The following is an 11,421-nucleotide window of genomic DNA, read 5'->3' on the forward strand; positions in this document are numbered from 1 at the left end:
CATTTTAATTGGTGAATAACAGCGTTATAATTCCGCTTACAAATCAAAGCTGTAGTTCCTTTTTTGCCCAACCTCCCCAAGGTGGGCTTTTTTTTATGATTTTTCACGTTCCACGCTTATTATTTAATCAAAGTTTCACGACTTTATTCATATGAGTTAAACAATCGTGGTTAATCATAGGGTCTAAAAAAACGGCTCCAAAAGCCTCTTTTCTCAGGCACTGGTTCAATGTGTTTAGGCACCAGAATGCGCTTATTTTCTTTTTGATCTGGAGTAGTCAATCCGTCATGTTTGTCGTTATCTACATTCAATGTAGGTTCTACTTGAGATGAACTAGATTGCACTGAAGATTGATCTGAAGTTGGTGTGGAATGAACCTGAGTTGGCCTCATTTCAATTAGGGTAAGTAATGTATCAATACGAGAATTTGCTTTAGCTTCGCGATCTTCTGCTCTTTCTAACTGTTTCTTTAGAAAATCGATCTGATTCTTTAGTTCAATAACTGTATTGTCGGTGTATTCAGGTGTATTTATAGTTTGTGTTGGAGACGTATCAGTGTGTTTTGAGTGTTTTCCACTAAAAGGTTCACCATAAACGCGGAGTAACTCAGAGAAGTCGATAGAGCCATCATGATCACGACTTAATACCCCATTTTTTATATCTTTATAAAGTGTAGCACGAGATTTTTTATACAGTGTAGCTGCATCACTAACACTGTATTTTGTACTTGTTTTCATGGTGTATTACTGTGTATTTACGATACGTATTGGAGAATACAATAAGTGTATTCTCCAATACACTCAAGGTTTGAAGCCTAAGTTTCTTAGATTTGGTAAAAATTGCTTTTGTTGTATTGGATCTCTGAGCATTTCTTTGATTTTGACAGCGAGAGATTCATAACTTTCACCTCCTACAGCTAAATTAGAAAATTCAGGTAATCGAGACAGCTGGTTACCAAACATGTAAGCTTGCTGTAAAATTTTTATCAAGAGTTTTTTGTTATGAAAAAATTATAACTATTAATAAGAAATAGTAAAATAAGCTATTGTTTATTAAAAAAAACATAATTTTTTATTGAGAATTTAAGTTACTAGAATATAAATTGATGTTTTTGATCTTCTGTACAATCCTCAATAAAGTTTGCAATTTCTTGCACGCTCCAATATTCTGTAGAACGCTGGTTATTCGCTTTAAATAAACATTTGATGATTGGATGTTTTTCAAAATCAGTTAGTGCTACTTCAAAATTGTCACGCTGCATTGAAGGTGACATTTCTTCTGCAACATGACTTTATGCTGAATGATATTTAATAATAGCAAACTAAGCATAATAGGCACAAAAAACTGTTAAAGCGGTTTTAATACTTCTGTAGTAATTTTCAGGTTTCCACGCCTGATTACAGATTTTGCTGTAACCTAATTATCAAATGGGTATCTTTTTCTTTGAGCAAACCAAATTAGAATCTTTTATTGCTTTGTAAATGAAAAATATAAATAAATAACGTATGGATCAAATTGAAAGCGAAGAAAAAAATCAAATTTGCGGATTTTCAGCGCTTTTAATCACTTATTAAGCTTAGGCTATTTCCCCTAAGGAATCATGTTACATAGCTTCCAGCAGCAGACAAAACACAATAGATAATGCGATGTTTTTTGGTTCTGTTGATCCATAAAAAATACTTAAGTCTCTATTATTAAGCTATAAATGAGCAGCAAGAAATTTTCCTAGTCAGGTAAATGATATTCATGCACGCGTAGCTATCTCGAACGAATTCACAGAATTTGGCTGCACTTACATCCAAGTTGTCACTTGAAATTAGCTCAATTAAGGTAGCGCTGTCTTTCAAACCTTTGTGTAACAAAGCGTGCGTAAGTCATATATACTTAGATTCTGATATGATCTCCAATCGCTAAATATCGTACACTCAACCACGTAAGTACCCATCGCACGGCGCTTAATGACGCTTGTTGAGACATTATTCTAAAATAATCATATTTATTATGTTTCATCACTACCGGAAAAAACTGATGTTCTATAAGAAGTGAAAGCATAGGTTTATCTTCTGCGGTAAAATGCATCAATACTTTTGTTACATTACTTTCATACAACCATTTTTTTATTAACCAATTATAAGTGTCTGATTGGTTTCGTTCTAAATAATCAAATCGCTTTAAAATCTCTTGTGCGGAATTAAAATCTACAGCCCTTAGTAATTCAGGCAAACGTGCTAATTTCCCTTGTGTCAATAATGGATGTCTTCCTATATTTGAACCACGTTTACCTGAAGGAATGTTTGACATCGTAATTAAAGCTCTCTTCCAGGACTCAATATCTAATTGTGGCTGCCCCTGTCCAGAAATAAGATACCGCTCAATATCTTCAATCTTTTGAAACAGGTCGTGTTTAATTACTTTACCCGTCGAATTCCCTATTTTTTGAGCATAGATTACCCACCTCTGACTTTCTATTTTTTTGAGCACATATTTTTCGATGGTATCTCTCAACTCATAGTTTAGATTACCATTCTGTTGGTTAATCGCTTGGAAATGCCTGAATAAATTACTCCGACTCATGACTCGGTTAAAAAATGCAGTATGTAAATTGGGTTGCTGTTGTTGCATGCTATAGGCATAAGTAGCTAGAAATAAGATATGAATATAATGCTTTAATGTTGTCGATTCATGTAAATGTCCAAGCACTCGACTAATCGCCTTAATCCCTTGCCCAACCTGTCCTTCATTGCCTACTAGCGTATTAAATTGCTCATTCGATGGCATCCAAGTTTGTAGCCATGGAAGTTCTATCGTCAGCACTTTAAAATCCACCACTGTTTGCAAACACTTTAAAGTATATGCACTTGCAAACGTATGTCTTAAATGATGTAAGCTGAGATCAACATCTCCAGTGACTTTCTTTAATATTTGAGATATTTGATCAAAAAAAGGCCTATGCCCACTATTCTCATCAGACATTAATATTGAATCTTTTTTATTCTTATAAATATTATCTAATCCCTTTTGAATCGTCTGACTTAATAAATTCATCGGAACAACACGTTCTGATCCAAGTGTTTTTAACTGATGCTCACCATAAGGACGAATTCGGAGCATATCTTCATCAATATCTAAGGGCCGTAAATGAAGTGTCTCTGAACGGCGTACACCCATCGCCGCAGATAAACGAAAATGACGCTGAATCTCTAGACGTAAAGCAGCATCATTCACCCCAGATTCTACAGATTGTAATATTTGAACGATCTGCTGCACTTCATTTTTTGAAAAAACTTTAGCACTTGCTTGATGCGCTGTACACTTGTGTAACTTTATACGATCATTATTTAACTGAATTAAAAAATCTCTAAAGCGATTCCACGCTGCGAGATGCTTGCGGTGTGGAAAATGCTCTTGCGTCAACTCCATCCATTTTTGAAATACATCTTCATCAATCTGGCTATCTTTTGTTAAATCTTCTGAAAACCCCAATATACCTGCACTGACAATGGCCAAATGTAGATGAATCATATTTCGATTCTGTAGACTTAACTCTTCTGCATCACAGCGTAAAATCAACCATTGCACAAAGCACGTTAATAAATTGACTGAGTAGTGATTCGTTTTATTATTGGCAAGCTGTTTAAGCCAAATGCTTGACCTAGACTCACCTTTTAGTTGCTGAATCATCACTAAAATATCAGACAAATGTAGTTGCTCATCGCCTATTTCTATTTCACTTTCAGGCTCAGTGCTATCTAAACCTATGGTTAATTTTTCATATTCGGATAATCGTAATAATTCATTTATTGAAAGATCTTCAGTCAGGACTTGGCCTGATATATAACCTGCAATCAACGGAGTGCTATTTAACATCACCTTTTGCTGTAAAGCTTTCAACCATTGAGCTAACGATAGAGTTGACTTAAGTCCTATTTGTTTTAAATATGTATTAAAACACTTTTGCCAAGCCTTTCTTTGTTGATCTTTTGACTGTGCTAAAATAATTTTTAATCGGGGCTGTAGATACTGTCGGTCTACTAAAATTAAAGTCGAGACATAAGGACTTAACAGTACTGTACGGCGTATCTTCGTCACAGATCTATCATTATTCACTGCCAGCTCAATAAGCCGACTATATCCCATAGCGACTATAGGCTGATCAGAAGCAATAAACTCTAACATTGCTTGTAAATGGCTTACTCTGCACAATTGTGAATACATCGAGAGTACAACCAGCAAACGTCCTATTTCAACATCAAAATTTTGATGTTCAGGTAAATGTTCTAAATCCCTCTTAATAACATCAAGTAAGTTTTGTTCTATATAACACCATGTACTAAAACTATTTTCAGATGTCAGCCATGTACGATGCGCCTTTTGAGGTAGCTGAACGAATAAAGGAATTTTCGCTTCATCGCGAATATAAGCACAATATGCTTTAATCGCTTGAGGCAAATCAATATTTTTATTTTTAGCTAAATTTGAGGCTAATAGATGTCCAAGCTCTAAAGCTACTTGTGGCTCAGGATTTTCCTCAAAAATCAGCGGATAATAGGACTTATAGTCTGGGTTTTTGAGCCATTCTTTTACATCATTTTCAGAAAACTCTATTCTAGGCTTTGTCTCTACCTGTACTGTTTTAGTCTCTTGAGTTAAAACAAATGTTGGAATATCCTTGATTTTTAAAAAATCAAAATCTTCAAGACACTCGAAACCTAATTGTTTTTGCAAGTTTTCTTGTACATCAAGCCATTGTTTTTTAAAGGCTGATACAGGAAATACGGATAACATATCCCATGGATGGCGACCCCTTACCCAGTGCCCAAGTCCAGCGTCCTTGAACCGTCCAGGTAACTGATTATAATCAGAGCGAACCAACTTCCGTGCCCAATTTCTAACTAAACCTTCAATCTGATGAGGAGCACAAAGTTGCACAGCATAAGATGATAAATCAACACGTAGTTCAACTTGCTCCCCTAGCATTCCCATCAAACCACGTAAACCTTGAATCTGTTTGATCAACGCTTGCGTCAATGGCACATAACGATCGGTTGATTCATCTTGATGATGTTTATCTTGAATCAATACCCAGCCTTGCTGACTGATCCACTTTGGAAAGGGCTGCTTAATTCCTCGTCCTGCAGTTGCAAGATTCATCCATAATGCTGTATACAATGTTAAGTTATCAAAGAGCGTCTGCCAATCTTTCTGTTCGGCAGCATGATTTATTCTCTTTTTTATTCGTGTAATTTCATTTTGTATTTCAATAATCTTTATTCCAATTGGGCTACCCACCCGCTTATTGGAAGAGTATATATATTCAGGAATATTAATTTTTATCGTTCTTAAACAAGCAGCCCAGAGTTGCTCAAGTTGCCTCTGTTCAAAAGAGGCATAATGAATCAAGTTATCATAATTTCGACCTGATGCATTAGTCACTGCTTTAACGACAGCTAAATCACCTTGGCTATGATCATATAACAAACGTGGAAGAATATCTCGAATGCTTTTGAGGCTGATTTCTAGCTCTTTAGGTACACGGTTAATCAGTTCACTCACGTCACGTTCAACTGCCATATGATGTCTTGTAATCCCAAGATTTTTGACTTGACTCACTAAATCATTGAGTTCAATCGGTAAAACCAAATGTAATTCATTGGTCCATGGCACATGAAATTTAGAATCTTCTGGTTTTTTTTTGAGTGTCGGTGTCCCTGCAAACACACTTAATACATATGCAGATAAAGTATGATCATACTGAATAGCAATATTATTCTGATCTGCATTTTGACTAAAACGAGGCGCTGTTAATTCACTCACCGAACGTCCTGTGAGTAAACTTAATATTAAAGCTAATTTTGCGCGTAAAATTAAGCTGGTATCAGTATGAGATGGTTGACAGAGCCTAAACACTTCTTGAATCGAATTTAATGACAATCGCCATTTGGTCCAAACTAAACCAACATTTGCAGCTTCAACATGCTGAGAAGTAGACTTAGATGCATAAAACCCTCGAATTAAATCGGATTGTTCTGCCAAAAAAAATGTAAACAATGGCTCCAATGGTGGTTCATCTTCTTCAATCTCATCATCCTCAAATACTTCAGATACTAGACCACGATGAATTTCATCTACATCCTCTAAAGGTTGAATAGCAATACTTAATGAGCCGTATCGTTGCAAGATCAGTTTTCTATGCTTTAAACCTATACGGTGTAAAAATTCTCGACGTTTTTTGTTATTTTTTTGCCGATTATTTTGCCAGATTTGTGATAAAAATAGCTTTAATGCATAATAAATTTTATTTAATTGTTCATCTTTATTATGAACAGACATTAACTGAATCAGTTGTTTCGGCGAATTTTGAAGCAGTGATGCTTTTACATCTTCTAAATTCTGTGTATTACCAGCATCACCTAATAGCCTAATCGCTAAAAAGGCATTGTACACACGAGATCCTTTTTGATCTTTCAGCTTTATGCTTCCATCACTCGTTAAATAACTACTATAAAGCTCTAGAGTATGTACTTTTTTTTGAAAGTTAAATATTTGCTCTAAAAACCAAATAATTACTTTATCAAAACTCTCATTATTTCGACTTCGTCCTGCTTGAATCAATAGCAAATCACAAATTCCACTGTCTCCAGTGTATGGACGTAGTGGCGTGGGTGTATGTCTGTTTCTATCTATTGTTTCTGAGAAAAAATGTGAGTATTGATCAGAATACTGTAATGTACTAATGATCTTTAAAGTATTAAGCTCATCACGAAATTCTGGTAATTCATCATCACCAACCAATGTGAAAATTCGCTGACAAATGACAACAATACCAGCTAAGCTATAATGTACACGTAACAAAAATAATGCTTGGATAAGTACTTGTTCTTCTATGCTCGCATTCTGATTCATCCATTCTAGAAGCTGCTTAAAATAAATATTCATGGCCTCCTCCTAAGACGATAGATCCATGCTTTCTTAAAGTCTGTTAAAGCTAAAGCAACTTCTGCCGTTGGTGCCACACGAACAATTTGCTGCTGATGTTTTTGATAAAGTTCCTCTAATCGAGGTAAAAATACAAAAAAGTCAGCTATGTGAAAATAGGGTTGCACAGACTTGCAAAGCTCCTTTACTTTAATTTTTTCTAATAGCAAAAGCTTCTGGGCGATATAACCGGCTAAAACATTTTCGATTAAAAAAATACCACTAACTACCGGTGGTGCCCAATCTACCAATTTTTTAACAAAGGAAATCGGCAGCTGTTTAAAAAAATGCTGTGTATTTAAAAATAAAATCATTTCTTCTAAATCTAAATGCTTTAGTCGAAGTTGGTCTGCAATCACCATCTTATCCTGTGCTTTATCCGCTTTCCCCCAATGTCTTTTTTTCACACTGTTCTCTATAGTTTTTACATTACTTAAATCCCTAGCGACAGCACGCAGTAATTTGCGATATGTCGCGAGCAGTAGTAATGCTTGATTTTTAATCACCTCTGAAAACCCGCTCGTTTCCTCATCAAGTAACAGCATTTTCAAAACTAAAACAGGGCATGGTTTTTTAAACCTGCCTTCAGAAATTGTTAATGCGTCAATGAGCAATGGAGTCATCATTTTTTTCTGCACCGGTAAATTATTTTTAGCGTTACAATAATAGAATATTATAGTCCCAAAATTAACAAAATTAATTCAAGTAGATTTTATATTTAATAAAAAAGTATTTGATTTATATGATTTATATGATTTATTTACTAACTTTATTTTTATACTAAATCAAACCAAATGGCAATATTTCCGCGACTCATGAGTGCTCGGTTATATGCGGGCCAATTGGTTGTGCGGTAGATTTTGTGTGTAGGCTTCTTCATTTGAAAATTATATCGCTGAAAAAGCCTTTACAGATAGGTTTGTGCAACAAAGCCCTTAGTTGAAAAAACTTTTAGATTTCATGCTCACACACCACCTAAAACGAAAAATATCTAATTGATTTTACAGGCTTTTAATTTAAGGTTTTATTCTACCCACTCGCAATATCAACGTTTAGTATCACGACTCACTAACTCATTAACTAAATATGGAGCAGTACGGCTATCTTGATTTTCTGTTATTTGTTTTGGTGTTCCTGCCACAACAATATTCCCACCAGCATTTCCAGCACCTGGTCCCACATCAATCACCCAATCTGCTTGTGCAACGGCACGCATATCATGCTCAATCATAACCACGGTATTACCCGCATCGACTAATCGCTGCAATTGAACTAACAATCGATCTACATCTGATGGATGCAAACCTGTAGTTGGCTCATCAAGTATATACAGTGTATTTCCACGCTGATTGCGTTGCAGCTCGGTCGCCAATTTAATACGTTGCGCTTCTCCACCAGATAGTTCAGTCGCTGGTTGCCCTAAACGTAAATAACCAAGGCCAATTTCCTTTAATAATTGTAGTGAACGAGCAATCGAGACCTCTCCATCAAAAAAATCACGTGCTTCATTGACGGTCATTCCTAATACTTCAGCAATATTACGTCCATTCCAGCGAATTTTCAGAGTGTCATCATTATATCGAGCACCATGACATGTCGGACAAGGGGCATATACACTTGGCATAAACAATAATTCTACACTGACAAAGCCTTCACCTTCACAAGTTTCACATCGCCCTTTAGCCACATTAAACGAAAAACGTCCAGCATCATAATGAGCTTGGCGAGCTTCAGGAGTCCCAGCAAATAACTTTCTAACATGATCAAATAAACCCGTATAAGTTGCCAGATTAGAACGTGGAGTACGGCCAATTGGTTTTTGATCAACCTGTACCAGACGCTGTATAGCCTCCACATCACCAGCCAGAGAACCCTGTGTAACCTCGGTAACCAACATTCCTTCATTTAAAGGATTATTTTCATTATTGTTTTCAGTTTCAGATTCATTGCCTAAATATGAAAGTACTAACTCGGGTAAAGCTTGAGAAATGAGACTAGATTTACCTGAACCTGAAATACCTGTAACTGCTGTAAGTACACCAAGAGGTATACGAGCATCAATATTATGCAGGTTATGTCGGTAAATATTGTTAAGTTCAAGCCAACCAGAGGGTGTACGTCCATAACTTTGAGTAACTGGGATTTTATTAAATAAATAACTTGCAGTACGTGAAGCTGAAATCTCACTTAAACCCTGAGGTACTCCACTATATAAAATATTACCACCTTGCTCTCCTGCATCTGGTCCAACATCCACTAACCATTGAGCACGACGCATGAGCTCTAAATCATGCTCTACAACAAATACGGAGTTTCCAGCGTCTCTTAATTTATCGAGAGAATCATATAATGACTGACTATCTGAAGGATGTAATCCAGCAGACGGTTCATCCAGTACATAAACTACACCAAATAGCATAGAACTTAATTGTGTTGCTAAACGCAAACGTTGTAACTCTCCCGCTGAAAGAGTCGGTGTGGCTCTATCTAATGTTAGATAACCAAGACCTAACTGGCGTAATTGATTTAAACGCCTCACCACACCATTTGCTAAACGCTGGGCAGCAATTTTCTTTTCATCTGAAAGTGCTGACGTACGTCTTACATCTGGAGATACAGAATGCACTGCTCTACCTGTTGTTGCTCGTTCAGATCTATCAAGTTGGGTTACTTTATTATTAGTCTTTTCTCCAGCATCATGAGCGTCGAAATTGCCAAGAACAATGGGCTCAAGCAGGCAAGTTAACTTATCCAAAGAAAGTTGCATAAACTCACCAATATCTACTCCAGCAAAGGTAATAGATAAGGCTTCTGGTTTAAGGCGTTTACCATGACAGGAAGGGCATATTTTTCCTTCCATAAAACGTGAAACACGTTTTTTCATCAACGTACTTTGGGTATTAGCAAAAGTATGAAGGACATAGCGACGAGCACCAGTGAAAGTGCCCATATAGCTGGGTTCTAGTTTACGTTTAAGTGCAGATTGAGTCTCAGCGGGGCTTAAACCAGCATAGACAGGAACTGTTGGGGTTTCTTCAGTAAATAAAATCCAGTCTCTATCCGATTGCGGTAAATCTTTCCATGGTCGATCAACATCATACCCTAGGGTTACTAGGATATCGCGTAAGTTTTGCCCGTGCCAAGCAGGTGGCCATGATGCGATAGCTCTCTCACGAATACTGAGTGTTGGGTCAGGAACCATTGTCGATTCTGTAACTTCATAAATGTGACCTAAACCATGACAGGTAGGACAAGCACCTTGAGGAGTGTTCGGTGAAAAGTCCTCGGCATATAACATTGGCTGATCGGCAGGATATGCACCAGCACGCGAATAAATCATTCGCACGAGATTTGATAAAGTTGTTACACTTCCAACAGAAGAACGGGTATTACTTGCACCACGTTGTTGTTGCAATGCTACTGCTGGTGGTAGACCATCAATAGCATCAACATCTGGTACTCCGGCCTGATCTATTAAGCGTCTTGCATAAGGTGCAACAGATTCGAAATATCTTCTTTGTGCTTCAGCAAAAATAGTTCCAAAAGCAAGTGATGATTTTCCTGAACCCGATACACCTGAGAAAACAACAAGTGCATTTCTTGGGATAGAAACATCTACATCCTTAAGGTTATGCTCACGTGCACCTCGAACTTCAATACAATTATTAGATAAAGTAATGTTATTGTGTTCACCAAAAGAATGTATTTTCATGTTTCTACGAGCCTGTAAATTATTTTGTGTAAGTCTCATTTTTTATAAATGATCTTTTAAGCGATCATCGAACTGAATCGTAAACCAATTCATTGCTAAACGCCAATTTTGAATTGGCATGGTCCATTTTTTAGCAGCATTTGAAGTTGCTAAATAAATGACCTTTTTCACTGAATCATCAGAAGAGAAGATCTTTCTTTTTTTAGTTGAATGGCGGATCACGCTATTCAATGATTCAATTGCATTTGTTGTATAAATCGCATGACGTATTTCAGCAGGATAGCTAAAGATCGTTCGGATATTTTCCCAATTTGCCCGCCAGGATTCTCCAATTTTTGGATACTGGTGATTCCATTGATCGCAGAAGATATCTTGGGACTTTAAAGCATTTTCCTCTGTACTTGCCTGATAGATCGCCTTCAATCCTGCTGTTACAACTTTGTAGTCCTTCCAGCTCACAAATCTCAGGCTATTGCGTACAACATGTACGATACACAGCTGGATATCAGTATGAGGGTAGACAGAGGCTATCGCATCAGGAAAGCCTTTTAGTCCTGAGAAGCGCTGCTTCGCAAGGCAGGCTACAAGAATATCTTGCACTCCTCGATTTTTAAGCTCTGTCATGACTGATAGTCAGAATTTGGAAGCTTCTGTTTGAGCAAGCCACATGCCAAGAAGTTCTTTTTGGCCATCCAGGTTAATGCCTAATACTAAATAACCTGAGTTCGACATAA

5 protein-coding genes and 4 pseudogenes are annotated in these 11,421 nt (G+C 36.7%); 1 reads left to right on the top strand and 8 read right to left on the bottom strand.

All coding sequences use genetic code 11. The features are described 5' to 3' along the window. Positions 1–170: 170 nt before the first annotated feature. From B3Q46_RS14185 to B3Q46_RS16395, 3 genes and pseudogenes are all read right to left on the bottom strand, one after another. Positions 171–737 carry a plasmid replication DNA-binding protein gene (locus tag B3Q46_RS14185; protein WP_286716350.1) on the bottom strand — a complete coding sequence of 189 codons (567 nt, stop codon included), beginning with the start codon at positions 735–737 and terminating at the stop codon, positions 171–173. A 63-nt stretch (positions 738–800) separates the two neighbouring features. Beyond that, entirely contained in the window at positions 801–962 is a 162-nt protein-coding gene (locus tag B3Q46_RS14190; protein ID WP_375726237.1) for a hypothetical protein, read from the bottom strand. A gap of 149 nt (positions 963–1,111) precedes the next feature. Then, positions 1,112–1,329, bottom strand: a pseudogene (locus tag B3Q46_RS16395) (hypothetical protein); the annotation flags it as partial. A 383-nt stretch (positions 1,330–1,712) separates the two neighbouring features. Between B3Q46_RS16395 and B3Q46_RS14195 the strand changes: the two are divergent. Then, positions 1,713–1,814: pseudogene (locus tag B3Q46_RS14195) on the top strand (IS5/IS1182 family transposase); the annotation flags it as partial. Positions 1,815–1,884: 70 nt separating this feature from the next. On the opposite strand, the gene B3Q46_RS14200 reads toward B3Q46_RS14195, so the two are convergent. The 5 genes and pseudogenes from B3Q46_RS14200 to B3Q46_RS14220 form a co-directional block, all read right to left on the bottom strand. Beyond that, complete coding sequence (locus B3Q46_RS14200) at positions 1,885–6,936, bottom strand: tyrosine-type recombinase/integrase (protein WP_286716352.1); 5,052 nt, start codon at positions 6,934–6,936, stop codon at positions 1,885–1,887. After that, a complete protein-coding gene (locus tag B3Q46_RS14205; protein WP_004779994.1) occupies positions 6,933–7,601 on the bottom strand; it encodes a hypothetical protein in 669 nt (222 codons plus the stop codon). Before B3Q46_RS14205 ends, B3Q46_RS14200 begins: the two co-directional genes overlap by 4 nt. A 158-nt stretch (positions 7,602–7,759) precedes the next feature. Further along, positions 7,760–7,855, bottom strand: a pseudogene (locus B3Q46_RS14210) (IS5/IS1182 family transposase); the annotation flags it as partial. Between the two features lie 165 nt (positions 7,856–8,020). Continuing rightward, the gene (locus B3Q46_RS14215; protein ID WP_004779992.1) at positions 8,021–10,687 is read right to left on the bottom strand and encodes an excinuclease ABC subunit UvrA; all 2,667 of its coding nucleotides are present in this window, start codon (positions 10,685–10,687) and stop codon (positions 8,021–8,023) included. Between the two features lie 42 nt (positions 10,688–10,729). After that, positions 10,730–11,421, bottom strand: a pseudogene (locus B3Q46_RS14220) (IS256 family transposase); the annotation flags it as partial.

The sequence above is a fragment of the Acinetobacter sp. UBA2581 genome (assembly GCF_002339435.1).
Taxonomy (GTDB): domain Bacteria; phylum Pseudomonadota; class Gammaproteobacteria; order Pseudomonadales; family Moraxellaceae; genus Acinetobacter; species Acinetobacter variabilis.

Excerpts from the sequence above, each read along its gene's own strand:
- B3Q46_RS14205 (WP_004779994.1), bottom strand. The coding sequence starts at position 7,601 with ATGATGACTCCATTGCTCATTGACGCATTAACAATTTCTGAAGGCAGG.
- B3Q46_RS14190 (WP_375726237.1), bottom strand. The coding sequence starts at position 962 with ATGTTTGGTAACCAGCTGTCTCGATTACCTGAATTTTCTAATTTAGCT.
- B3Q46_RS14200 (WP_286716352.1), bottom strand. The coding sequence starts at position 6,936 with ATGAATATTTATTTTAAGCAGCTTCTAGAATGGATGAATCAGAATGCG.
- B3Q46_RS14215 (WP_004779992.1), bottom strand. The coding sequence starts at position 10,687 with ATGAAAATACATTCTTTTGGTGAACACAATAACATTACTTTATCTAAT.
- B3Q46_RS14185 (WP_286716350.1), bottom strand. The coding sequence starts at position 737 with ATGAAAACAAGTACAAAATACAGTGTTAGTGATGCAGCTACACTGTAT.